Source organism: Kitasatospora kazusensis, assembly GCF_039529945.1.
Taxonomy (GTDB): domain Bacteria; phylum Actinomycetota; class Actinomycetes; order Streptomycetales; family Streptomycetaceae; genus Kitasatospora; species Kitasatospora kazusensis.
Genome location: NZ_BAAANT010000048.1, coordinates 1 through 24,685, shown reverse-complemented (window position 1 = coordinate 24,685; position 24,685 = coordinate 1). Strand labels below are relative to the sequence as shown.

The following is a 24,685-nucleotide window of genomic DNA, read 5'->3' as shown; positions in this document are numbered from 1 at the left end:
GCCGCGTGCTCCTCGTTCGGCTGTCCGGCGGCGTGCTCCGCCAGTCCTGGCTGACCACCCCCGGGAGCAAATGTCGACTCATTCACAAGTCGTCTTACCTCCTTGGGCATCCAGGACTCTATGTCGATTCGTCAGCGTGGCAGCATGCCGACGGTTTGCGACTCTAGGCCGTATTCGCCGTCCACAGCAACACAATCCACGGTAGTGGGCAGGATGTGTCGGCTATCGGCCCGGTCGCTGTCAAGGGATGAGCAGCCTCTTGACCCTAACGTTTCTGCGGAGAGCGACCCCCCCGGGGGCACCACCGGGAAGGGTCACCGCACCGGGCGGGTGACGTGAGGCACATTAATTGACATCTCGACGCCACCTGAGCCCAACCTCCCGGTCACGGGCAGTCCGAGCTGGGGCGCACGCCGCAGGGGGCGCGGCGCCGAACCCCCCGCAGGGCGCGCTCCCCGGCCCGCGCGGTGTGCGGCTCCCGGCCCGCGCGGCGGGGCCTCAGGGCATGCCGAAGCCCCCGGCCCGAGACGGGCGGGCCGGGGGCGGGAGACCTCGCGGTCTCGGCTGATCAACCGTCAGGCGAGCACGGTGTCAAGGGAGACGGACTCCAGGCCGAAGGCCTCGGCGACGGCGCCGTAGGTGATCTGGCCCTCGTGCACGTTCAGGCCCTTGGCCAGCGCGGCGTCACGGCGCAGCGCCTCCTTCCAGCCCCGGTTGGCCAGCTCGACGATGTACGGCATCGTCGCGTTGGTCAGCGCGTAGGTGGAGGTGTTCGGGACGGCGCCCGGCATGTTGGCGACGCAGTAGAAGACCGAGTTGTGGACCTCGAAGGTCGGCTCGGCGTGCGTGGTCGCACGGGAGTCCTCGAAGCAGCCGCCCTGGTCGATCGCGATGTCGACGAGCACGGAGCCCGGCTTCATCCGGGAGACCAGCTCGTTGGTGACGAGCTTGGGGGCCTTGGCGCCCGGGATCAGCACCGCGCCGATGACCAGGTCGGCCTCCAGCACCGCCTTCTCCAGCTCGAAGGCGTTGGAGGCGATGGCCTTGATCTTGTTGCCGAAGACCCGGTCGGCCTCGCGCAGCTTGTTGATGTCGCGGTCCAGCAGGGTCACGTCGTAGCCCATGCCGATCGCGATGGTGGCCGCGTGCCAGCCGGAGACGCCGCCGCCGATGACGACGCACTTCGCCGGGTGGGTGCCGGGCACGCCGCCGGGGAGGGTGCCGCGGCCGCCGGCCGGACGCATCAGGTGGTACGAGCCGACCTGCGGGGCCAGCCGGCCCGCGACCTCGGACATCGGGGCGAGCAGCGGCAGGGCGCCGTTGGCGAGCTGCACGGTCTCGTACGCGATCGCGGTGGTGCCGGACGCGAGCAGCGCGTCGGTGCCGGCGCGGTCGGCCGCCAGGTGCAGGTAGGTGAAGAGGGTCTGGCCCTTGCGCAGGCGGCCGTACTCCTGGGCGATGGGCTCCTTGACCTTCAGCAGCAGGTCGGCGGTGGCCCAGACCTCGTCGGCGGTGGCCAGGATGGTGGCGCCGGCGGCCACGTACTCCTCGTTGGGGATCGAGGAACCGACACCGGCGTTGTCCTCGATGAAGACGGAGTGTCCGTTGCGGACCAGCTCATGCACGCCGGCGGGCGTGATGGCCACGCGGTACTCGTGGTTCTTGACCTCGCGGGGGATGCCGACCTTCATGGCTTAACTCGTCCCTTTTGCCTGGGGGTCCCGGCCGGGGAAGACCGGCGGGCGACGCGCATGGGGGAGCCTCCGGAGACGCCGGGGCACGCTTCGCTGCGCGACTAAGTCCGAGTGTAATGAAGCCCAGCTGATCCGTCAGCCTTCCAAACTGAATAAATCAGCTGGCCACATTGGCAGGTTCGTAGGCTTGCCTGGGCTGTAACCCCTAAAACCGCTGGTAAACCGGCATCTCGGACATTACTCCGAAGTCACCCGATCCCGCTCACCCGCTGGCCGTACTGCTTCGAGCCGGACCGCTTCGACCCTCACCGCTTCGGTCCGGACCGCTTCGCTCCGCAGGGCCTCGGTTCGCAGGGTCTCCGCTCGCAGGGTCTCCGCTCGCAGGGCTTCGAGCCGGACGGCTTCGGCCCGCTCCGCCCCGACCCGCTCCCGCAGCCGCACCAGCGCGGCGGTGACGGCCGCCCGGCCGTATCCGTCGTCCAGCCGCCGCAGCACCGCCAGCGCGGCCCGGTACTCCCGGTCGGCCTCCTCGAACCGGCGCTGCGCGGTGTGCGCCTCGGCGGTGCGGGCGAGCAGCCGGGCCTCGGCCCGGGGGTCGCCCAGACTCTGCCGCAGAGCGAGGGCGCGGCCGTACCAGTCGGCGGCCCGGACGGGGTCGCCGAGCGCCCGGTGGCACTCCGCGACGCCCTCCAGTGCCCGGGCGCAGGCGGGCTCGTCCAGGCTGTCGCGGGCGCTCTCCAGGGCGGCGCGGTAGTGCTCGGCTGCCCGGGCCCAGCTGCCGGAGGCGGCCTGGAGGTCGCCGAGGTTGAGCAGCGCGGCCGTCACCCGCCTGGGGGCGCCGCCGCGCTCGGCGACCTCCAGGACGAGCTCGTGCAACCGGTACAGGTCGGCCGGGGCGGCGGCGCCGGTCATCGGCAGCGCGCGGAGCAGCGCGGTGACCAGCCGCCCGGCCGAGCCGTCCAGGTCCGCCAGGCCGATCGCGTCCGCCACGGCGGTGAGCAGCAGCTCGCGCTCCCCCAGCAGCCACTGCCGGGCCTGGGCGGCACTGCGCAGCCGCAGCACGCCGGGCAGCGGGTCGGTCACCGGGCCGTGGCCGGGGTCTAGCAGCGCGCGGGCGGAGTCGGTCAGCCGGACGAGGCGTTCCAGCAGCCGGGCCCGGGCCAGCTGGACCTCGGCCGGGCGGTCGGTGCTCTCCAGCAGCCGGACCAGCCGGGCGTACAGCCGCCCGGGGATCCGGTAGCGCAGTGTGCCGTCGGCGGCGGGCGGCTCGGTGTCCAGCAGCTCGCACTCGGCGAGCCGGCGCAGCAGCGCGGCGGCCTCGGGCGCGGGGCAGCCGACCAGCGCGGAGGCCGTCCTGGCGTCGGCGAGCTGGGCGGGGGCGAGGGTGAGCGTCCGCAGCATCCGCGCCTCCGCGGCCGGCAGCGAACGGTAGAGCAGCAGGAACGCCCCGCTCAGCGGATCGGTGTCGGGTACCGGCACGGGTCCGGTCTCCGCCGGTACGGGCTCCGCGACCGGCTCGGCGCCGGCCTCCCCCGCCGCGCCGGGCGCCGGCGGGGACGCCTGCGCGGCTGCCGGGCGCGCGGGCTTGGTGCGCGCCCCCTTGGGCCGCCGCACGCCCTTCTTCGGCGGCCGGTCCTCGACCGGTCCGCCGGCCCGCGGCCCGGCCGGCCGCGCCAGCGCGTTCAGCTCCTGGGCCGCGTCCGTCACCGCCGCCTTGGCGTTGCCCCGCAGCCAGCCCGCCATCAGCCGCAGCGCGGCGGGTCCGGCCCCGCAGGCCTCGGCGAGTTCGGCCGCCCCCACCGGGTCGCAGCTGATCCTGGTGCCGCCGACCAGCCCGCCGAGCAGCTCGGCGGAGCTGGTCAGGCCGAGCCCGCCGAGGATGACGGGGTCGATGTCCTCGATACCGGTCAGCGGGCCGGCCGTCGTCGCGAGCACCAGGCAGCCGGGCTCGTCGCAGAGCAGCGGGGCGAGCTGGCCCGCGTCGCGGACGTCGTCGAGCAGCAGCAGCACCCGCTTCCCGGCCAGCGCCTCCCGCAGAGCCACGGCGGCCGGCTCCGGCGCGTCGGGCCCGCCCGCACCGGGCAACCCGACCTCCACGGGCTCGGCCCCGAGTTGCTCCAGCAGCAGCCGGGCCGCCTGCCCGGGCGGGACGCGCCCGCCGTCCGGTGCGGACAGCCGGGCGAACAGCAACCCGTCCGGGTACTCGGCCGCGACCGACCTGGCGTACCGGACGGCCAGCGAGGTCCGCCCGGACCCGGGCCGCCCGGCCAGCACCACCACCGGGCAGCGCCCCCGGGCCGGGCGGGCGGCGGCCGCCGCGAGCGCGGCCAGCTCCCGCCCCCGGCCGGCCCAGACCGCCGGGGCGGCGGGCAGCAACCGGTCGCATCCGCCCGCCTCGGCGAGCCCTGCGTCCGTCGTCGCGGTCTTCCTCGCCACCTGCGTCACTCCCGACCAGTCGCTGTGCCCAGCCACCCCGTCTGCGAAGCGTAGTTCGAAGGTACGACCCGTCACCGCCTGACACCGGTAGTACGAACCGGCAAATCACCCCACCGGATCAACCCGGGGGCGTGTGGGGGAAAACTGCGCGGAACCGGAAGGCACCCCGCGAGACAGCTGCGCAGCCCGCCCCAAGTTGCACTATCAAGGGGCGCGAGGAACTGCGCGAAGGCGGAAGGCACCCCACCGTCACTCCCGCTCCGCGCAGTTCCACGCGCCCCCTCGGGTCGGCCCTCACTCTCGGGGCAACCCCGCGGAGCGCCCCCTCAGCCCGCCCGGAAGGGCCGGGCCGGCCAGGCCGAGTCCGCAGGACGCAACGCGTCGAGCCCTCCCGATGTCAGCGCGGCGTGCAGCGCCAGCGTGCCCGTGATCAGGGTCGGGTTGTGCAGCTCGCCGGCCAGCACCAGGGCGACCAGCTCCGCCAGCGGCACCCGGGCGACCTCGATCTCCAGCTCCTCGCCGTGCGCGGCGTAGCGGTCGCCCTCCGCCTCGGCGAGGTCGGTGGCGAGGAAGAGCCGCAGCGCCTCGTCGGTGCCGCCGGGCGAGGTGTAGAAGTCGACCAGCACCTTCCACTCCCCCGCCTTGCAGTGCGCCTCCTCGTACAGCTCGCGCTGGGCGGCGTGCAGCGGGTTCTCGCCGGGGACGTCCAGCAGCCCGGCGGGCAGCTCCCAGAGCCGCTGGCGGACGGGGTGCCGGTACTGGCGGACGATCAGCACCCGCTGCTGGGAGTCCAGCGCGAGGATGCTCACCGAGCCGGGGTGGATCTGGTAGTCCCGGCGGGCGGTGGACCCGTCCGGCATCTCGACCTCGTCGGTCCGCACCCCGGTGACCCGCCCCTGGAAGGGGGTCTCGCTGGAGAGCACCCGCCACTCCTCGGCCACGTCCCTGATCTGCCCGCTGTCCGTCATCGCACTCCCCTTTGTCGGTACGGCCAAACATATGCCGAATATGCCGGACGGCGGCCGCGCGATGATCCGCGCGACCGCCGTCCCAGCTCTGCGCCGAGTGTTACTCGCCAGCAGTCTTGATCTTGATGGCCGCCGCCACCAGGCCCGCGAACAGCGGGTGCGGGCGGGTCGGGCGGGACTTCAGCTCCGGGTGCGCCTGGGTGGCGACCAGGTAGGGGTGCACCTCGCGCGGGTACTCGACGTACTCGACCAGGTCGCCCTTGGGGGACAGGCCGGAGAACTGCAGGCCGGTCTTCTCCAGGTCGGCGCGGTACGCGTTGTTGACCTCGTAGCGGTGGCGGTGGCGCTCGTCCACGTACTGCTCGCCGCCGTAGACCTCGCGGACGATCGAGCCCTCGGCGAGCTTGGCCGGGTAGAGGCCGAGCCGCATGGTGCCGCCCAGGTCGCCCTTGCCGTCCACGATCGCCAGCTGCTCGGCCATCGTGGAGATGACCGGGTACTTGGCCGCCGGGTCGAACTCGGTGGAGTTCGCCTCGGGCAGGCCCGCCAGGTTGCGGGCGGCCTCGATGACCACGCACTGCAGGCCGAGGCAGAGCCCCAGCAGCGGGACCTTGTTCTCGCGGGCGTAGGTGATCGCGGCGACCTTGCCGTCCACACCGCGGTCGCCGAAGCCGCCGGGGATGCAGATCGCGTCCACGTCGCCGAGCTGCTCGCGGGCGCCCTCGGGGGTCGAGCAGTCGTCCGAGGTGACCCACTTGATCTCGACGCGCGCGTTGTTGGCGAACCCGCCGGCCCGCAGGGCCTCGGTCACCGACAGGTACGCGTCGGGGAGGTCGATGTACTTGCCGACCAGCGCCACCTTGACGATGTGCTGCGGCTCGTGGACCCGGCGCAGCAGGTCGTCCCAGGTGGTCCAGTCCACGTCGCGGAACGGCAGGTCCAGGCGGCGCACCACGTACGCGTCCAGGCCCTCGCCGTGCAGCACCTTGGGGATGTCGTAGATCGACTTGGCGTCGATGGCCGCGACCACGGCCTCCTCGTCGACGTCGCACATCAGCGAGATCTTGCGCTTGATGGCCGCCGGGACCTCGCGGTCGGCGCGCAGCACGATGGCGTCCGGCTGGATGCCGATGCTACGCAGGGCCGCGACGGAGTGCTGGGTCGGCTTGGTCTTCAGCTCGCCCGAGGGGCCGATGTACGGCAGCAGGGAGACGTGCACGAAGAACACGTTGTCCCGGCCGACCTCGTGGCGGACCTGGCGGACGGCCTCCAGGAACGGCAGCGACTCGATGTCGCCGACGGTGCCGCCGACCTCGGTGATCACGACGTCGACGTCCTCGGTCGCCATCCGGCGGATCCGGGACTTGATCTCGTTGGTGATGTGCGGGATGACCTGGACGGTGTCGCCCAGGTACTCGCCGCGGCGCTCCTTGGCGATGACCGTCGAGTACACCTGGCCGGTGGTGACGTTCGCCGAACCGTGCAGGTTGGTGTCGAGGAATCGCTCGTAGTGGCCGACGTCCAGGTCGGTCTCGGCGCCGTCGTCGGTGACGAAGACCTCACCGTGCTGGAACGGGTTCATGGTGCCCGGGTCCACGTTGAGGTACGGGTCGAGCTTCTGCATCGTCACGCGCAGACCGCGGGCCTTGAGCAGGGCACCGAGGCTGGAGGCGGTGAGGCCCTTGCCGAGCGAAGAGGCGACACCCCCGGTGACGAAGAGGTGCTTGGTCGTCACGGCGCGGCCGATTGCTGCCTTGCCGGAATGGGGCTGTGCCAAGAGGGGGCTCCCGTGGGTCGCGTGTCGAAGGTGACGCTGGTGGAGGGGCCTGAGGCGCTCCTTAGCCCACCGGTCCACGGGATACCAGGGTATCAGCGACCTGCGCCGAACGCGTTCGGGACCGTCGCCGCGGAGCCCCGGCGGACACCCGGCGCAGCGTCGGCGCGGACCGGGCGGACACCCTCCGGGCCCCCGGACGGCCGGTCCGGGGGCACCGGCGGGGGGTGCCCGGGGGCCCGGAAGGATCACCTCCAGATGGTTCGGAAGGCTCATCCCGGATGCTCCAGACGGACCACTTTGGATTCATTTGGTGTGACGGCGGCCGGACGAGGCGCTCTTCACGTGCCCCACCCCATCCCACCGACGTATCCTGCACGGACGCATCGCCGACAAGCAGAGCACGCGGGAGGGCGAGGGGGTCAGGACGACGCCCCTCGGTCCCCGATGCGCGACCGGACACCTCCCGTACCAGTTCACCCGTTCAGGCCAGGGCCCCACCGGGCCCCGTCCGGACGCCCGTCGAACTCCCTGCGCAGCCGCAGGAGTCCGCGAGCGCCCCGCCCCGGGTATCCGGCCGCGCAGAACCGCCCGCTCCCCGCCGTCGGGCGCCGCCGAGCACATCTTGCGAACTGGAGACCCACGTGGCCGGCCGTATCGAGGATTACGCACTCATCGGGGACATGCAGACCGCCGCCCTGGTCAGCAGGGACGGGGCGGTCGACTGGCTCTGCCTTCCCAGATTCGACTCGCCGGCCGTGTTCGCCGGGCTGCTCGGCACCGACGAACACGGGTTCTGGCGGATCGGCCCGGCCGAACCGGTCGCCGACGGGGCCGGCGCCCCGGCGCCGCGCTCCGCCCTCACCGATTCGGGTGAGATCCGCGTCATCCCGCCCACCGCCGCGGCCCCCGCCGTGCCCGCCGACCGGCGGCGCTACCGGGGCGACTCGCTGATCCTGGAGCAGGAGTGGGACTCCCAGGGCGGCAGCGTCCGGGTGACCGACTTCATGCCGCCGCGCCCGCTGGCCGGCCGGGACTCCGTCCCGCAGATGATCCGGATCGTCGAGGGCGTCTCCGGCACGGTCCGGATGCGCTCGGCGCTGCGGATGCGGTTCAGCTACGGCCGGGTCGTCCCGTGGGTGCACCGGGTCGAGCAGGCCGACGGCAGCCACCGCACCTGCGCGGTCGCCGGGCCCGACTCGGTCTGGCTGGACGGCGAGGCCGAGACGTACGGGCGCGACCTGACGACGTACGCGGACTTCACCGTCCACGAGGGCGAGCGGATCGCCTTCGCGCTCACCTGGCAGGCCTCCCACCTGCCCGCGCCGACCGCCCCGGACGCCGAACAACTGCTCACCGAGACCATGCAGTTCTGGCGCGACTGGGTCAGCCAGTGCACCTACCAGGGCCCCTACCGGGAGGCCGTGGTCCGCTCGCTGATCACCCTCAAGGGCCTCACCTACGCCCCCACCGGCGGCATCGTCGCCGCCCCGACCACCTCACTGCCCGAGGACATCGGCGGCGAACGCAACTGGGACTACCGCTACACCTGGCTCCGCGACGCCGCGATCACCCTCTCCTCGCTGCTGCGCACCGGCTACCGCGACGAGGCCCGCGCCTGGCGCGAGTGGCTGCTGCGGGCCGTCGCCGGGGACCCGGAGAACCTGCAGATCATGTACGGCATCGCGGGCGAGCGCGAGCTGACCGAGTCCGAGCTCGACTGGCTGCCCGGCTACGAGGGCTCGCAGCCCGTCCGGGTCGGCAACGGCGCGGCCGGGCAGCTCCAACTGGACGTCTACGGCGAGGTGGTCGAGGCGCTGCACCTGGCCCACATGACCGGGCTGACCCGCAACGACCACGCCCACCACCTCCAGCTCAAGCTGATCAGCTACCTGGAGCAGCACTGGACGGAGCCGGACGAGGGCATCTGGGAGGTGCGCGGACCGCGCCGGCACTTCGTGCACTCCAAGGTGATGGCCTGGGTCGCGGTGGACCGCACCATCAAGCTGATCGAGCAGTCCCCCACCGACGGCCCGCTGGAGCGCTGGAAGGAACTGCGCGACACCATCCACCGGGACGTCTGCGAGAAGGGCTACGACGCCGAGCGGAACACCTTCACCCAGTACTACGGCGGCCGGGAGCTGGACGCCTCACTGCTGCTGATCCCGCAGGTCGGCTTCCTCCCGCCGGACGACAAGCGGGTGATCGGCACCATCGAGGCGATCCAGCGCGAGCTGTCCACCGAGGACGGCTTCGTGCTGCGCTACCCGACCCACGACGACCAGGGGAACAACGTCGACGGCCTGTCCGGCCACGAAGGGGCCTTCCTGGCCTGCTCGTTCTGGCTGGCCGACGACCTGGCGATGATCGGCCGGGTCCAGGAGGCCCGGGAGCTCTTCGACAAGCTGCTGTCCCTGCGCAACGACGTCGGCCTGCTCGCCGAGGAGTGGGACCCGCGCGCCAAGCGCCAGGTCGGCAACTTCCCCCAGGCCTTCAGCCACGTCCCCCTGATCGACACCGCCCTGCGCCTCACCGCCTGCGCCGGTGCCTACCTCTCCACCCAGCCCACCGGCCGCACCACCGAACAGGCCACCGTCTAGATTTTTCAGGGGCGCGGGGAACTGCGCGCACGACCAGGCACCTTCGGAGCGCCCTGGTCGCACAGTCCCCCGCCCCCGGACGGGTGCCTCAGCTCCGCTGCACCAACTCGTCGTACGTACTGAGCACCTGCGCCACCGTCGCCGCCTCGTCCGGCCAGGTCTCGGCCTGCGCCCGGCCGGCCGCGGCCAGCGCGGCCCGCCGGTCCGGCTCCGCCAGGAGCCCCCGCACGGCCGCGCCGAGCGCCCCCGCATCGCCGTACGGCACCAGCACCGCCGCCTCGCCGACCAGCTCGGGCACCCCGCCGACGGCCGTCGAGACCACCGGGACACCGGCCCGCATGGCCTCCTGGACCACCAGCGAGCGGGCCTCCCAGCGGCTGCTGACGACCACGACGTCCGCCGCGGCCAGCAGGTCGGGCACGTCGGCGCGGTATCCCAGCAGCCTCACCGGGAGCCGCTCGGTGGCGATCCGCTCCCCCAGCCCGGCCCGCTCGGGGCCCTCGCCGGCGATCAGCACCACCGGGTCGGCCTCGCCGAGGTCCCGCGCCGCGTCCAGCAGCAGCCCGAAGGACTTCTGCTGCACCAGCCGCCCGATCGCCAGCACCACCGGCCGGTCCGGCCGGTCCCCCAGCAGCCGCGCCCGGGCCGCCTCGCGGCCCAGCTCGCCGGGCGGCATCGGCGGGGCGGCGACCGGGCCGAGCCGGGCGTCGGAGGCGCCCAGCTCGCGGGCCCGGGCCACCAGGTCGGAGGAGGCGCCGAGCACCAGGTCGGCCGCCCGGGCGACCCTGCGCTCCATCAGGCGTTGCAGCCGGCGCTCCATACCGGTGGCCAGCATCGCGTGGTGCGAGGTCACCACCAGCGGCGTCTCCGGCCGCAGGCCCGGGAAGCGTCCGGCGGTACGCAGCGCCAGGTCGGACAGCAGCCCGGCGCGCAGGCCGTGCGCGTGCACGACGTCCGCGCCGGTGAACGCGCGGCGCAGCTCGCCGATGGCCGCGGCGTCGCTGCGGGCGCCCGCCGTCGGCGTGATGTCGACCAGGTGGAAGCGCGCGCCCGTCCGGGAGAAGCCGAACAGCGAGTCCGTCCCGGCGGGCGCGCAGACCGTCACGCCGACGCCGTGCGCCACCAGCCCCTGGGCGAGGGAGCGCACGTGGGCTCCGATGCCGCCGGTGCTGGCGGCCAGGACGAACACCACCTGCAGCTGCCCCGGCTCGGGGGCGGCAGCGGTGGCCCGGTTGACGGATTGGTCCACGTCGTCTCGCTCCGACTCGATCACTAACTCACGGTCTGGGATGCCAGTATCCAGCCGCCACCATGCCAGGTCGGACAGCCCCTTGGACAGCCGACGCCACGACCGCACGCAGGTGGCTCGGCAACGACCCGCGCCCTCCCGCCGCGCTCACCTGCGCGCGCCCACAGCAGGAAGCCTCAGCGCCCGCGCGGAGCACGTGCCGCGGCGAGCAGCTCCTCGGCGTGGGCGCGGCCCAGCTCGGAGTCCTCCAGGCCGGCCAGCATCCGGGAGAGCTCGCGGACCCGCTCCTCGTCGTTCAGCACCTTGACGCCACTGCGGGTCACCGTGCCGTCGCTGGTCTTCTCGACCACCAGGTGCCGGTCCGCGAAGGCCGCGACCTGCGGGAGGTGCGTCACCACGACCACCTGTGCGCTCTCCGCCAGCTTGGCCAGCCGACGGCCGATCTCGACGGCCGCCTTGCCGCCGACACCGGCGTCGACCTCGTCGAAGAGGTACGTCGGCACCGGGTCGGCACCCGCGAAGACCACCTCGACGGCCAGCATCACCCGGGAGAGCTCACCGCCCGAGGCGCCCTTGGCGATCGGCCTCGGCGAGGCGCCGGGGTGCGGGGCGAGCAGCACCTCGACCTCGTCCACGCCGTGCGACCCGTACGCGACGGTGCGCCCGTCGAGCTCGATGCCCGCCAGGTCGTCGACCCGGCTGAGGGCGAAGGTCACCCGGGCGTGCGGCATGGCCAGCTCGGCGAGCTCGGCGGAGACCGCCTCGGCGAACCGTCCGGCGGCGGCCTGCCGGGCCGCCGAGACCTCGGCCGCCAGCTCGGCCAACTCGGCGCGCAGCGCGGTCTCCCGGGCCCCGAGCTCGTCGATCCGCTCGTCGTCGCCGTCCAGCTCCAGCAGCCGGGCGGAGCTCGTCTCGGCCCACTCCAGCACCTCGGCGAGGGTGCCCTGTCCGTGGGTGTGGGCCGGGCCGCCGTACTTGCGCAGCAGCTGGGCCAGCACGGCCCGGCGGTCCTCGACGGCCGCCAGGCGGGCGGGGTCGGCGTCCAGGTCGTCGGCGTAGCCGGCCAGGTCCTGGGCGACGTCGGTGAGCAGGTAGCCGACCTCGTTCAGGCGGTCGGCGAGGGCGGCGAGGCGCTCGTCGTGGCCGCGCACGCCGTCCAGGGCGCGGCGGGCCTGCGCGAGCAGGGTGCCCGCGTCCACCGAGTCCGGCTCGGTGGGGTCGCCCGCGAGGGCGGCGTGGGCCTGGGTGGCGGCGGAGGAGAGCGCGTCGGCGTGGCCGAGGCGCTCGGCCTCGGCGGAGAGCTCGGTGTCCTCGCCCGCGACCGGCTCGGCGGCGGCGACCTCTTCCAGCCCGAACCGGAGCAGGTCAGCCTCCTGGGCCCGCTCACGGGCCCGGGTGGTCAGCTCCTCCAGGGTCGCGGAGACCTCGCGCAGGGTCCGGTAGACCGCGCGGTAGCGGGTCAGCGGCCCGGCGACCGCCTCACCCGCGTAGCGGTCCAGCGCACCGCGCTGGCGGGAGGGGCGCAGCAGGCGCTGCTGGTCGGTCTGGCCGTGCACGGCGATCAGGTCCTCGCCGAGTTCGGCGAGCAGCCCGACCGGCACGGCGCGGCCGCCGACGTGGGCGCGCGAGCGGCCCTCGGCGGAGACCGTGCGGCTGATCAGCAGCGCGCCGTCGTCCAGCTCGGCGCCCGCCTCCAGCGCGCGGGCGGCCACCGGGGAGCCCGGGGGCAGCCCGATCCGGCCCTCGACCACCGCCCGGTCCGCCCCACGGCGCACCAGCCCGGGGTCGGCCCGGCCTCCGAGCAGGAGCCCGAGGCTGGTCACCACCATGGTCTTGCCCGCACCCGTCTCGCCCGTCACCGCTGTGAAGCCCGGTGCCAGTTCGACCACCGCGTCGTCGATGACGCCAAGATCCCGTATCCGCATCTCGTCCAGCACGGAGACGACCTTACGAGGTTCCACCCCCCTCGCGCGACGAGCGTAGGTGCTCGAGGGGGAAGTTCATCCCTTCCGGGCTTCCTTTTCCAAGGGCCTGCGGGCACTCGGACCCGACGGCACGGTGCACCACCGGAGGAAGAACTGTGCCAGCGGCCCGATCGCCAGTGCGTATACGACTGTACCGACGCCCACGGTGCCACCGAGCAGGATCCCGACGGCCAGCACGGTGAGTTCGACCGAGACCCGCATCAGCCGCAGGGACCGGCCGGTCCGCCGGTGCAGGCCGGTCATCAGGCCGTCGCGCGGCCCGGGGCCGAGCCGGGCGCCGATGTAGAGACCGGTGGCCAGGCCGTTGAGCAGGACGCCGAGCAGCAGCAGGGCGATCCGGCCGGCCCAGGAACCCGGGGCGGCCACCACACCGAGGGTGAGGTCCATGGCGACGCCCAGGATCAGGACGTTCCCGACCGTGCCGATCCCGGGCCGCTGCCGCAGCGGGATCCAGAGCAGCAGGACGGCGGCGCCGGTGAGGGTCGTCCAGGTGCCCATGCTCAGCCCGAAGTGGCGCTGCATGCCCTGGTGGAAGACGGTCCAGGGGTTCACCCCGAGCCCGGCCCGGACCATCAGCCCCGAGCTGGCGCCGTAGAGCCAGAGGCCGAACAGCAGCTGCGGCAGGCGCCGGCCGAGCCGGTCGGTACTCCAGGGGGTGGTCGCGGTCGGCGTGATGGCGGCCATGCGGCTCCTCGGATGCGTTCTGGGGGTGCGCGGGCCCCGGGTGCGCCCGGGTTGCGGGATGGCGGCCACCATGGCCGCAGTGCCATGATGAGCAGTCCAACCGGACCGGAACCAGGTCCAATCACTGGCAAGTGGACTGTTCCGGAGGCCTCGCATGACCGAGTGGCAGAGCACCGTGACCCCGCCCGCGCTGGCCCGCCTGCTGCGTGACGCCCGGCTGCCCGCCCCCGCAGGCCACCGGCCCGCGTACCGGACGCTCGCGGGCCAGGTCCGCACGCTGGTCTCGGAGGGCCGGCTGCCGGTCGGCGCCCGGCTGCCCGCCGAGCGGGAGCTCGCCCTGGCGCTGGAGCTCAGCCGCACGACGGTCGCCGCCGCGTACGAGGCGCTCCGGGCGGAGGGCTTCCTGCGCAGCCGCCGGGGCTCCGGCAGCTGGACCACCCTGCCCGAGGGCAGCCGGCCGCCCGGCGACGCACTGCACCCCGTGCCGCCGGACGAGCGCGGGGCGGTGCTCGACCTCGGCGTCGCCGCGCTGCCCGCCCCGCAGCCGTACCTCGGCGAGGCCGCCGCCCAGGCAGTCGAACAGCTGCCCGCGTACGCCGCCGGGCACGGCCACTACCCCACCGGCGTACCGGTGCTGCGGGAGGCCGTCGCACGCCGGTACACCGAACGCGGGCTGCCGACCACACCCGACCAGATCCTGGTCACCACCGGCGCGATGGGCGCCCTGCACCTGGCCCGGCACGCCCTGGTCGGCCCCGGCGGCCGGGTCGCGGTCGAGGCGCCCAGCTACGCGCACACCCTCCAGTCACTGCGGCGGGGCGGCGCCCGGCTGGTGGCCGTACCGCACGCCTGGCCCGGCGGCCCGGACGAACTGCCGCGCTGGGACCTCCCGCAGTGGCAGCGGGTGCTGCGCGGCGCGGCGCCCCGGGCCGCGTTCGTCATCCCCGACTTCCAGAACCCGACCGGCGCCCTGATCGACGAACAGCAGCGCCGCGAACTGCTCGCCGCCGCCCGCGCCGCCGGGACGACCGTCGTGGTGGACGAGACACCCGCCGAACTCGGCTGGGGCGGCGGCGCGCAGGAGCTTCCCCGCCCGACGGCCGCGCTGGACCGGGCCGCCCAGGTGATCACCATCGGTTCGGCGAGCAAGACCCTCTGGGGCGGCCTGCGGATCGGCTGGCTGCGCGCCAGCCCCAGCCTGGTACGGCAGTTGGCCGCCGACCGGGTGTACACCGACGTCGGCACCCCGGTCCTGGACCAGCTGATCGCCGCCGCCCTGCTCACCGACCGCTTCGCCGAGGTCCGCGCCCACCAGCACCAGCGGCTGCGGTCCGGCGCCGAGGCGCTGGCGGCCGCACTGCGCGAGCAACTCCCGCGCTGGCGCTTCGCGTTCCCGCCCGGCGGCCTCTGCCTCTGGACCGCCACCGACGGACTCTCCGGAGCCGCGCTGGCCCAAGCCGGCGACCGCGTCGGCGTACGACTCGCGGCCGGCTCCCGCTTCGGCGTGGACGGCGCCTTCGAGAACTACCTGCGCATCCCGTTCACCGTCCCGGCCGCCGCGGCCCCGGCCGCGATCGCCCGCCTCGCCACAGCCGCGGCCCTCGCCGCAGGCGGCAGCGAAACCCCCCTCACCGACCCGCCCCTCGCCATCTAACGAAAGCTGTAATCCAGGGGCGCGAGGAACTGCGCGAGGGCGGAAGGCACCTCACCGTCACTCCCGATCCGCACAGCTCCCCGCGCCCCCTGGGGTCCGCCCCAACTGATGGCCAACCCCGCGAAGCCCCCCGCGCCCCCAGGGCTCAGCAAGCACCGGCCCGCCCACGCCACCCCGTCACCGGCAGCGCGAACTTGGCCACCAGCCGGTCGGTGAACGGCGCCCGGTGCAGCCGGGCCAGCCGGACGGGAGTGCGGCCGCGACGGACCTCCACCCGGGCCCCGGCCGGGAGTTCGACCGAGCGGCGCCCGTCGCACCAGAGCACCCCGTGCGGGGTCTTCGGCTGCACCTCCACCGCCAGCACCGAGTCCGGCGAGGTGACCAGCGGCCGCGCGAACAGCGCGTGCGCACTGATCGGCACCATCAGCAGCGCCTCCACCTCCGGCCACACCACCGGCCCGCCGCCGGAGAAGGCGTACGCGGTGGAACCGGTCGGCGTCGCGCAGACCACCCCGTCGCAGCCGAAGTTGGAGACCGGACGGCCGTCCACCTCGGTCACCACCTCCAGCATCCGCTCGCGCGAGGCCTTCTCGATCGACGCCTCGTTCAGCGCCCAGTCCTCGTGGATCACGTCGCCGTTGGTCCGCACCAGCACGTCGAGGGTCATCCGGTCCTCGATCTCGTAGTCGGCGTCGACCACCCGGTCGACCACCACCGCCAGATCGTCCCGCTCGGCCTCCGCCAGGAAGCCGACCCGGCCGAGGTTGATGCCCAGCATCGGCAGCCCGGACTCCCGGGCCAGTTCGGCGCCGCGCAGCAGCGTCCCGTCGCCGCCCGCGACCAGGATGAGTTCGCAGCCGTCCGCCGCGCCGTGCCCGCCGGGCACCCGCTCCACCCCGTCCGGCAGGTCGAGCCCGACCGCCTCGGAGGCGAACAGTCTGATCCTGAGCCCCGCCTTGAGCAGGCCGTGCACCAGCCCCTCGACACTGCGCAGTGCCGCCTCCCGGCCGGTGTGCGCAACCAGGAAGACCGTACGTGCCTCGCTCATACCGATGCCCTCTCCCTACGCCTGCCCCATGGCGGTCGGACGTCTGCCGAGTACCTTAATCCCCCCGACAATTGGGGGGCCGTCTTTACCGGGGCCCCTCCGCGACGGCGCGGTCCGCGTCGGCCGGGTCCAGCCGGGGGGCGCCCCGGCGCAGCCACAGGAAGTATTCGACGTTCCCGGACGGGCCCGGCAGCGGGCTCGCGGTGACGCCCTGGACGCCCAGCCCGAGGGCCCAGGCCTGGTCGGCGACCCGCCGGACCATCTCGGCCCGCAGCTCCGGGCTACGCACGACCCCGCCGCTGCCGAGCCGTTCCTTGCCGATCTCGAACTGCGGTTTGACCATCATCACCAGGTCGGCGTCCTCGGCGCAGCAGCCCGCCAGGGCGGGCAGCACCAGGCCGAGCGAGATGAACGAGAGGTCGCCGACCACCAGGTCGACCGGCACCCCGCCGAGCTGCTCCAGGGTCAGCTCGCGGACGTTGGTCCGGTCCATCACGGTGACCCGCTCGTCGCTCTGCAGCGACCAGGCGAGCTGCCCGTACCCGACGTCCACCGCCAGCACGTGGGCGGTGCCCGCCCGCAGCAGCACGTCCGTGAAGCCTCCGGTGGAGGCGCCGGCGTCCAGTGCCCGGCGGCCCTCGACCACCAACCCCTGCGGGACGAAGGCCGCGAACGCGCCGGCCAGCTTGTGCCCGCCGCGCGAGACGTAGTCGGGGTCGTTGTCGTCCTTGGCCACGACCACGGCGGCCGAGGTCTCCACCTGGGTCGCGGGCTTGGTCGCGGTGGTGCCGCCGACCGTCACCCGGCCGGCCGCGATCAGCTCGCTCGCATGCTCACGCGAACGGGCCAGGTTGCGGCGGACCAGCTCCGCGTCGAGTCGGCGTCGTGCCACTGCCACTGCTACTTCAGCTCCTGCTACCAGTCATGCCGCACGTCACTGCTGCTGATCGAGCGCGGCAAGGGTGTCCGCGAGCCGCTGGTGTACATCTTCGTACACGGCGACGTGTCCGCCGGTCTCCACCCCGTCCAGAGCCGCCAGCCGGCCCAGCGCGGCATCGACGGCGGGGTGTCCGGTGGGGCTGTCGGCAGGGCTGACGGCGGGCGTCCCGGCGGGCTCAGGCATCGGCGTCCGGCGCGGGCGCCGCCTTCTTGCGCGGAGCGGCCTTGCGGACCGCCTTCTTCTTCACCGGCGCGGGCGGCTGCTGCTCCGCGACCGGCTCCGGTTCCGGCTCGACCACCGGCTCGACCACCGGCTCGGGCTCGACCAGCGGCTCCGGCTCGACCGGCGCCTCCGCCTGCGGCTCCACCGCCGGCCCGGCCTCGCTCTCGTCCTCCCAGCCGACCCCGAACAGGTCACCGGCCCGCGACTCCGGCTTGGCCGGCGCCGCCTGCTCCTCCTCGACCTCGCGGAGCAGGCCCTCCAGGTAGCCCAGCACCACGCCGACCTTCACCACCTGGTCGCCGACCAGCTCGAAGATCTTCTCGGCCTCCGTACGGGCCGTGCCGACCGCGAGGTCGAGCCCCGCCCGGCCCACGGTCACGGCCTCCCCGGCCAGCAGCTGGATCGACCGCACCGAGGGCGGGAACTGACCGGCCACCGTCCGCTCGATCGCCGCCACGTCGACACCACTGCGCTCCAGCAGCCCGGCCGCCGTACCGACGACCCGCTTACCGGTCTCCTCCGCGAGTTCGACGGCCAGTACCGTCACACCCCGCACCGCATCCCGCAGCATTCGAGTGCCTCCTCCGCGCCTCGCACGTCCCGGGCCCGCCCGGACATACCGGGCGCCCGCCCCGACGCTACCCCTTCCCGCCCGCCCGGCGCCCGGATCCTCCGGCAATCGGGGGCGGGCGCTGGGATAGCGTGGGCGGCGAACCGGACCGGACGGGAGAGACCAGGGACCATGGCCAGCACCGAGCAGTGCCGCGCAGCACTGGAGCAGCTCAGCAGGAACCTGGCCGGCTCCGACGGCGACGTCCGCCAGGCCGCCGCCCTGAACCGCTCGCTGACCTGCCGGATCACCGACCTGGACCTGACCTTCACCGGCCGTCTCCAGGACGGCCGGATCACCGACGTGGTCGAGACCCCCGGCCCGCCGCCCGCCAAGGCGGAGATCCGGCTCACCATGGCCAGCGACGACCTGGTCGCGCTCGTCGGCGGCAAGCTGAACTTCGCCTCCGCCTGGGCCGGCGGCCGGGTCAAACTGGAGGCCGGCTTCCGCGACCTCCTCCGCCTGCGCACCCTCCTCTGAACCCGCACGTCAGGCACAGCAGGGGGCGCGAGGAACTGCGCGCCCAACCAGGCACCCCCGTAGAGCCCTGATCGCACAGCACCCGCGCCCCCGCAGGAACTACAGCCCCAATTCAGCCAGCGCCTTCCGCCCGTCCGGCGCCACAGCCCCCGCATCCGCGTCCGCCGCCGCCCAGGCGGCCCCGCAGAGCGCCCGCAGCCCGTCGTACGGGTCCTCCCCCGCGCCCTCCAGCCGCAGCACCCCGCCGTCCACCGACGCCAGGTACCCGCCGCAGCCGTACCGCCCCTCGCCCAGCGGTTCGACCCGGGGCTGCGGGAGCAGCAGCCCGCGCAGGTCCGCCGCCAGGTAGGTGGGACGGTGCTGCGCCGGGGCGGCGAGCAGCAGCGCGGGCGTGGTGACGCCGGTGAAGACCAGCAGGCTGTCCACGCCGCCGTTGTGGGCACCCTCGATGTCGGTGTCCAGCCGGTCGCCGACCACCAGCGGACGCTTCGCGCCGGTACGGATCACCGTCTCGCGGTGCATCGGCGGCAGCGGCTTGCCCGCGACCTCGGGCTCGACGCCGGTCGCCGTCCGGACGGCCGCCACCAAGGTGCCGTTGCCCGGCGCGATGCCACGCGCGGTCGGCACGGTCAGGTCGGTGTTCGAGGCCACCCAGGGCAGGCCGCGCGCCACCGCGTACGAGGCCTCGGCGAGGTGCTGCCAGCCGACCGTCGGGTCGTAGCCCTGCACCACGGCCACCGGGTCCTCGTCCAGCGAACGCACCGCCACCAGCCCGCGCTCGGCCAGCGCCTCCACCAGCCCGGCGCCGCCGACCACCAGCACCTTCGACCCGGCCGGTACCTTGTCCGCGACCAGCCGGGCCGCCGCCTGCGCGGAGTTGATCACGTCGGCGGCCTCGGCGGGCACCCCCAGCTCGGTCAGGTGCTCGGCCACCACACGCGGCGGCCGCGAGGCATTGTTGGTGACGTACGCCAGCCGCATCCCGGTCTCCCGCGCGGCGGCCAGCGCGTCCACGGCGTGCTCGATCGCGTCCGGCCCGGCGTACACCACGCCGTCCAGGTCGAGCAGCGCGGTGTCGTACGCCTCGGTCAGCGGGCGGTCGGAACCCCCGGGGGCGGTGCGGTTCGCTCCGGCAGCCATCTCCGTCATGCGTGCTCTACCTCGTCCTGTCCGATCGAATGACCATCGAAATGGCCGGAGCCCTACTGAGCCCCGTCCTGGGCGTCCAAGGACTCCCGGTACCCGGGCGCGCCCGGCAGCAACGGCCCGTACTCCCCGGCCCTGGCCGCCAGCGTCGCCCTGGTCTGCCGCAGCGCGGCCCGGTAGTGGTCGGCCTCGGGCCGCATCGCCACCGCCAGTGCCAGGTGCTCGGCGGAGGTCTCGAAGTCGCCCAGCCGAGCCGCCGAGACGCCCCAGCCGAACTGAGCGTAGTCGTCGGACGGATCGGCCAGCGCTACCGCCCGGAAGTTCTCCAGCGCCTGCGCGTACAGCCGGGCGTCGAACTGGGCCCGCGCCAGCGTCTCCCGGATGCTCCGCGAGTGCGGCTCCGCCTCCACCGCCCGGCTCAACAGCTGCTCGGCGGCGGCCGGATGGCCCTCCGCCAACAGCTGGGCACCGCGCCGGAACCAGTCGTAGACATCGCCCTCCGGCACCCCGCCGGCCGACCGCTCCTGCCCCTCACCCATGCCCTACCTCGCTCCCCGATCCGGTCGGGCCGACACCCGTCCCGCTTTTTGATCTCCCAACAACGCATACGCGATTACCATGCCCAGAATGAGTGCACCCAGTGCAGATACCGGAGCAGAGTCTCCGGCGGGCGGCCCCGGCGATCCTGGGCATGTCGCCACCGCAGGGCTGTCCCTGTCCCCCTTCCGCGGCCTGCGGTACGTCCCCGACCGGGTCGGCACCCTGGCGGCGGTCACCTCGCCCCCCTACGACGTCGTCGACCCGAACCGCCGGCTCGACCTGGAGACGGCGGATCCGCACAACATCGTCCGGCTGATCCTCCCCAGACCCGAGCCGAACGACGGCGGTGACCGGCCCGACCGCGACACCCGCTACCGGCACGCGGCGCGGCTGCTCAAGGAGTGGCAGCGCGAACGCGTCCTCGCCGCCGACCCCGAGCCCGCGCTGTACGTCTACGAGCAGCGCACCCACCCGGACTCCCCCGGCGGCGAGCTGCTCCAGCGCGGGCTGATCGGCGCACTGGCGGTCAGCGGCCGCGAGGCCGGTGTGGTGCTGCCGCACGAGGACGTGATGCCCCGGCCGGTCGCCGACCGGGTCGGCCTGATGCGGACCACCAGGGCGAACCTGGAACCGCTGCTCCTGACCTACCGGGGCCACGGCGGCGCGGCGGCGGTGATCGAGGACGCGGTGCGCCGCGAGCCGCTGCTCACCACGACCACCAGCGACCGCACCCACCACCGGCTGTGGGCGGTCACGGACCCGGCCGAGCTGGCCGAGGTCACCCGGGACCTGGCCACCTGCCGGGCCCTGATCGCGGACGGCCACCACCGCTGGGAGATGTACCTGCGCCTCCAGCGCGAGCACCGGCACCTGCCGCGCAGCCCCTGGGACCGCGGCCTGGTCCTGCTGGTCGACACCGCCCGCTACCCGCTGCGGGTCCGGGCCATCCACCGGGTGCTGTACCGCCTGCCGATCGCCGAGGCGCTGGCCGGGCTCGGCGACCAGTGGCAGGTCAAGGAGGTCCCCGGCCCGCTGGACACCGCCCTCCAGGCGCTCGCCGACGCCAAGCGGCACGGCGGCAACTCCTTCCTGCTGACCGGCGGCGACGGGGTGTTCTGGCTGCTCACCGAGCCGGACGAAGCACTGCTGGCGGCGACCGTGCCGGCCGGCAAGCCGGAGGAGTGGCGACGGCTGGACGCCACCGTGCTGCACGCCACCCTGCTGGACCACACCTGGCGCGTCCCGGACGGCCCCGACGACATCGGCTACCTGCACGCCGCCGTGGCCGCCGAACGCGAGGCCCGGCGCAGCGGGGGCACCGCCGTCCTGCTGAACCCGGTCAAGGAGAGCGTGGTCCGCCGGCTCGCCGAACAGGGTGTCACGATGCCCCGCAAGTCCACTTCCTTCGGTCCCAAGCCCGCCACCGGCCTGGTCCTGCGCAACCTCGAACTGGGCTGACCCGGGATACGGCTGAGGCCCTGTCCGGTACGCGGATCGCGTACCGGACAGGGCCTCAGTTCACCGCTCGGTCACTGCCCGGCACCGGTGGGTGCCGGGCAGAACCGGTCAGCGCTGGTCGTTCTCGGGGCGCTTGGCGGCGTCCCGGCCGTCGTACTCCTCGACGACCTCAAGGTCGTCCTCGTCGTAGTACTCCTCGACGTCTTCCTCGTCCTCGTAGATGTCCCGGTTCTCACCGGTGTCGTCCACGGCGACCTTGCGGGCCGGAGCGGACTCGCCGCGGTCGGCGACCGCCTCGTCCTCGTCCTGCTCGGGGTCGAGAGCGTCGACGAACTCCAGGCCGTCGATCTGCGCGAGCCGCTCGGACGCGTCGGTCGCACCCTCGGTGTCGGCCTCCGCCGCCTTGGCGAACCAGTCACGGGCCTCGTCACCCCGGCCGGCCGCGATCAGGGCCTCGGCGTAGGCGTAACGCAGGCGCGCGGTCCACGGGTGGATCGCGCTGGAGCCCAGCTCCGGGCTCTGCAGCGTGACGACGGCGGCCTCGAACTGGCCCATGTCACCGCGCGCACCGGACGCGACCAGGCGCATCTCGACCTGGCCGGCCTTGTCCAGCTGCTTCACCTCGGGCTCGCCGGCCATCGCCAGCGCCCGCTCCGGACGGCCCAGACCACGCTCGCAGTCGGCCATCACCGGCCACAGGTCGGCCCGGCCGGTCATCCGGCGAGCCGCCCGGAACTCGGTCAGCGCCTCGGCGTACCGCTGCGTCACGTACGACGCGAAACCGGCCGCCTCACGGACCGACGCGACACGCGAGGCCAGCCGCAGCGCGACCCGGGAGTACTGGTACGCCTCCTCGGCGTCGGTGTCGAGCGTCCGGGCGACCATCACCAGGTTGCGCGCGACATCGTCGGCCAGCGTCTTGGGCAGGCTCTTGAGGTCCTGGCGGACATCGGCGTCGATCTCGAAGCCCGTGACGTCCTCCGGGATCGGCAGCCGCTTGACGGGCTCGAAGTTCCCACGACGGTCGTCGTAGTCCCCACGACGCTCGTCCCGCTGCCCCTCGAAGCGCCCACCACGGCTCTCGTACGAACGCCCGCCGCCGGACGGACGGTCACCACCGAAGGAACGGCCACCGGACGGACGGTCGTCGCGGCGCGGGCCACGGTCATCGCGGTTGTAGCCACCGCCACCAGAGGGACGGTCGCCACCGAACGAACGGCCACCGGACGGACGGTCGTCACGACGCGGACCACGGTCGTCACGGTTGAAACCACCACCGGACGGACGGTCACCACCGAACGAACGGGCACCACGGTCATCGCGGTTGTAGCCGCCGCCCGAGGGACGGTCACCACCGAAGGAACGGCCACCGGACGGACGGTCGTCACGGTTGAAACCACCGCCGGACGGACGGTCGTCACGACGGAAGCCGCCACCGGAGGGACGGTCATCGCGACGCGGGCCACGGTCATCGCGGTTGAAACCGCCACCGGACGGACGGTCACCACCGAACGAACGGCCACCCGACGGACGGTCGTCACGGTTGAAACCACCACCCGAGGGACGGTCGTCACGACGCGGACCACGGTCATCGCGGTTGAAACCACCACCGGACGGACGGTCGTCACGACGCGGGCCACGATCGTCACGGTTGAAACCACCACCGGACGGACGGTCACCACCGAACGAACGACCACCCGACGGACGGTCGTCACGGTTGAAACCACCACCCGAGGGACGGTCATCGCGACGCGGACCACGGTCGTCACGGTTGAAACCACCACCGGACGGACGGTCACCACCGAACGAACGGCCACCCGACGGACGGTCGTCACGACGCGGGCCACGGTCATCGCGGTTGAAACCGCCACCAGAGGGACGGTCGCCACCGAACGAACGGCCACCGGAGGGACGGTCATCACGACGCGGGCCACGATCGTCACGGTTGAAACCGCCGCCACCGGACGGACGGTCACCACCGAACGAACGACCACCCGACGGACGGTCGTCACGGTTGAAACCACCGCCGGACGGACGGTCGTCACGACGCGGACCACGGTCGTCACGGTTGAAACCGCCACCAGAGGGACGGTCACCACCGAACGAACGGCCACCGGACGGACGGTCATCGCGGTTGTAGCCACCGCCCGAGGGACGGTCGCCACCGAACGAACGGCCACCGGAGGGACGGTCATCGCGGCGCGGGCCACGGTCGTCACGGTTGTAGCCGCCGCCACCGGACAGACGGTCACCACCGAAGGAACGACCACCCGACGGACGGTCGTCACGGTTGTAGCCACCGCCCGAGGGACGGTCACCACCGAACGAACGGCCACCGGAGGGACGGTCGTCACGGTTGTAGCCGCCACCGGAGGGACGGTCGCCGCCGAACGAACGGCCGCCGGACGGGCGGTCGTCGCGGCGCGGACCACGGTCATCGCGGTTGTAGCCGCCGCCACCGGACGGACGGTCGTCGCGACGGAAGCCGCCGCCCGACGAGCGGTCGTCACGGCGCGGACCACGGTCGTTCGACCAACCCCCACGCGACCGGGGCTCGCTGCCACGGCCTTCGTCCGATCGACGCTCGGGACGGTCCTGGGGAGGGTTCGACATCGTGGTGACTCCTTCTGCTGCTTCAGCTCTACCGCGCGTCCGGGGCGACACCATCGCCCGGTGCGGTGTGATGCGGGCCGCCCGGCCACACACCATCTCCATTGTCCGGCATCAACCGCCGTCCCGCGTTCGGGCGGGCGCCGGCTGACCGGTTGTCCTGCGTACGTCTCGTAAGTCTGAAAAACAAAAAAGGCCGTGGGCCCCAGCGATTCGCTGGGGCCCACGGCCTTGAATAATTGTTCGGCGGCGTCCTACTCTCCCACAGGGTCCCCCCTGCAGTACCATCGGCGCTACGAGGCTTAGCTTCCGGGTTCGGAATGTGACCGGGCGTTTCCCTCGTGCTATGACCACCGAAACCCTATCGGGTATTCAGCGAAACACACTTTTTAGTTAAATGGTGTTTCTTTATCGTGGCTGGACCGAATCATCGGTCCGTCACCGGCGATAGCTGTTCGCTACCCGGGAACCACACAGTGAACGCGAGCGTCTGAGGACAAGCCCTCGGCCTATTAGTACCGGTCAGCTCCACCCCTTACAGGGCTTCCACATCCGGCCTATCAACCCAGTCGTCTACTGGGAGCCTT

18 protein-coding genes, 2 rRNA genes and 1 pseudogene are annotated in these 24,685 nt (G+C 73.4%); 4 read left to right on the top strand and 17 right to left on the bottom strand.

What is annotated here, in order from left to right; translation table 11 throughout:
- Positions 1 to 575: 575 nt before the first annotated feature.
- The 4 genes from ald to pyrG all read right to left on the bottom strand — a co-directional run bounded on the left by ald (position 576) and on the right by pyrG (position 6,875).
- Positions 576 to 1,691, bottom strand: a complete 1,116-nt coding sequence (gene ald, locus ABD330_RS27865) for an alanine dehydrogenase (protein ID WP_344468764.1) — start codon at positions 1,689 to 1,691, stop codon at positions 576 to 578.
- 240 nt (positions 1,692 to 1,931) lie between these two features.
- Positions 1,932 to 4,130, bottom strand: coding sequence for a tetratricopeptide repeat protein (locus ABD330_RS27860; RefSeq protein ID WP_344468763.1), 2,199 nt, complete (start codon positions 4,128 to 4,130; stop codon positions 1,932 to 1,934).
- A 326-nt stretch (positions 4,131 to 4,456) separates the two neighbouring features.
- Positions 4,457 to 5,098 carry an NUDIX domain-containing protein gene (locus tag ABD330_RS27855; RefSeq protein ID WP_344468762.1) on the bottom strand — a complete coding sequence of 214 codons (642 nt, stop codon included), beginning with the start codon at positions 5,096 to 5,098 and terminating at the stop codon, positions 4,457 to 4,459.
- 100 nt (positions 5,099 to 5,198) lie between these two features.
- Positions 5,199 to 6,875 (bottom strand): CTP synthase, encoded by a 1,677-nt coding sequence (gene pyrG / locus ABD330_RS27850; protein WP_344468761.1) that lies wholly within the window; start codon positions 6,873 to 6,875, stop codon positions 5,199 to 5,201.
- A gap of 641 nt (positions 6,876 to 7,516) precedes the next feature.
- Here pyrG and ABD330_RS27845 point away from each other — a divergent pair.
- On the top strand, positions 7,517 to 9,472 hold the full coding sequence (locus ABD330_RS27845; RefSeq protein WP_344468760.1) for a glycoside hydrolase family 15 protein: 1,956 nt from the start codon (positions 7,517 to 7,519) through the stop codon (positions 9,470 to 9,472).
- Between the two features lie 88 nt (positions 9,473 to 9,560).
- Here ABD330_RS27845 and ABD330_RS27840 read toward each other — a convergent pair whose 3' ends face one another.
- The 3 genes from ABD330_RS27840 to yczE all read right to left on the bottom strand — a co-directional run bounded on the left by ABD330_RS27840 (position 9,561) and on the right by yczE (position 13,390).
- The gene (locus ABD330_RS27840; protein WP_344468759.1) at positions 9,561 to 10,721 is read right to left on the bottom strand and encodes a glycosyltransferase family 4 protein; all 1,161 of its coding nucleotides are present in this window, start codon (positions 10,719 to 10,721) and stop codon (positions 9,561 to 9,563) included.
- Positions 10,722 to 10,897: 176 nt separating this feature from the next.
- Positions 10,898 to 12,646 (bottom strand): DNA repair protein RecN, encoded by a 1,749-nt coding sequence (gene recN / locus ABD330_RS27835; protein WP_344468782.1) that lies wholly within the window; start codon positions 12,644 to 12,646, stop codon positions 10,898 to 10,900.
- 75 nt (positions 12,647 to 12,721) lie between these two features.
- Positions 12,722 to 13,390 carry a membrane protein YczE gene (gene yczE / locus ABD330_RS27830; RefSeq protein ID WP_344468758.1) on the bottom strand — a complete coding sequence of 223 codons (669 nt, stop codon included), beginning with the start codon at positions 13,388 to 13,390 and terminating at the stop codon, positions 12,722 to 12,724.
- Positions 13,391 to 13,544: 154 nt separating this feature from the next.
- Between yczE and yczR the strand changes: the two genes are divergently transcribed.
- Positions 13,545 to 15,044, top strand: a complete 1,500-nt coding sequence (gene yczR, locus ABD330_RS27825; protein ID WP_344468757.1) for a MocR-like transcription factor YczR — start codon at positions 13,545 to 13,547, stop codon at positions 15,042 to 15,044.
- Positions 15,045 to 15,189: 145 nt separating this feature from the next.
- Here the strand turns inward: yczR and ABD330_RS27820 are convergent, their stop codons facing one another.
- The 4 genes from ABD330_RS27820 to ABD330_RS27805 form a co-directional block, all read right to left on the bottom strand.
- On the bottom strand, positions 15,190 to 16,092 hold the full coding sequence (locus tag ABD330_RS27820; RefSeq protein WP_344468756.1) for an NAD kinase: 903 nt from the start codon (positions 16,090 to 16,092) through the stop codon (positions 15,190 to 15,192).
- 85 nt (positions 16,093 to 16,177) lie between these two features.
- A complete protein-coding gene (locus ABD330_RS27815; protein WP_344468781.1) occupies positions 16,178 to 16,984 on the bottom strand; it encodes a TlyA family RNA methyltransferase in 807 nt (268 codons plus the stop codon).
- Between the two features lie 42 nt (positions 16,985 to 17,026).
- Positions 17,027 to 17,215, bottom strand: a complete 189-nt coding sequence (locus ABD330_RS27810; protein WP_344468755.1) for a hypothetical protein — start codon at positions 17,213 to 17,215, stop codon at positions 17,027 to 17,029.
- Positions 17,208 to 17,825, bottom strand: coding sequence for a hypothetical protein (locus ABD330_RS27805; protein WP_344468754.1), 618 nt, complete (start codon positions 17,823 to 17,825; stop codon positions 17,208 to 17,210). The genes ABD330_RS27810 and ABD330_RS27805 overlap by 8 nt, the downstream gene beginning before the upstream one ends.
- 171 nt (positions 17,826 to 17,996) lie before the next feature.
- Here ABD330_RS27805 and ABD330_RS27800 point away from each other — a divergent pair, with 171 nt between their 5' ends.
- On the top strand, positions 17,997 to 18,344 hold the full coding sequence (locus ABD330_RS27800) for an SCP2 sterol-binding domain-containing protein (RefSeq protein ID WP_344468753.1): 348 nt from the start codon (positions 17,997 to 17,999) through the stop codon (positions 18,342 to 18,344).
- Positions 18,345 to 18,443: 99 nt separating this feature from the next.
- On the opposite strand, the gene ABD330_RS27795 is transcribed toward ABD330_RS27800, so the two are convergent.
- Both ABD330_RS27795 and ABD330_RS27790 read right to left on the bottom strand, forming a co-directional pair.
- Positions 18,444 to 19,493, bottom strand: a complete 1,050-nt coding sequence (locus ABD330_RS27795) for an HAD-IIA family hydrolase (RefSeq protein WP_344468752.1) — start codon at positions 19,491 to 19,493, stop codon at positions 18,444 to 18,446.
- A gap of 53 nt (positions 19,494 to 19,546) precedes the next feature.
- Complete coding sequence (locus tag ABD330_RS27790; protein WP_344468751.1) at positions 19,547 to 20,029, bottom strand: tetratricopeptide repeat protein; 483 nt, start codon at positions 20,027 to 20,029, stop codon at positions 19,547 to 19,549.
- A gap of 88 nt (positions 20,030 to 20,117) precedes the next feature.
- On the opposite strand from ABD330_RS27790, the gene ABD330_RS27785 reads away from it, so the two are divergent.
- A complete protein-coding gene (locus tag ABD330_RS27785) occupies positions 20,118 to 21,488 on the top strand; it encodes a DUF1015 family protein (protein ID WP_344468750.1) in 1,371 nt (456 codons plus the stop codon).
- A 108-nt stretch (positions 21,489 to 21,596) separates the two neighbouring features.
- On the opposite strand, the gene ABD330_RS27780 is transcribed toward ABD330_RS27785, so the two are convergent.
- From ABD330_RS27780 to ABD330_RS27765, 4 genes and pseudogenes are all read right to left on the bottom strand, one after another.
- Complete coding sequence (locus ABD330_RS27780; RefSeq protein WP_344468780.1) at positions 21,597 to 22,481, bottom strand: tetratricopeptide repeat protein; 885 nt, start codon at positions 22,479 to 22,481, stop codon at positions 21,597 to 21,599.
- 129 nt (positions 22,482 to 22,610) lie between these two features.
- A pseudogene (locus ABD330_RS27775) lies at positions 22,611 to 23,636 on the bottom strand (hypothetical protein); the annotation flags it as partial.
- Positions 23,637 to 24,339: 703 nt separating this feature from the next.
- Positions 24,340 to 24,456: ribosomal RNA gene (gene rrf / locus ABD330_RS27770) — 5S ribosomal RNA — on the bottom strand.
- Positions 24,457 to 24,590: 134 nt separating this feature from the next.
- Positions 24,591 to 24,685, bottom strand: a 23S ribosomal RNA gene (locus ABD330_RS27765); the annotation flags it as partial.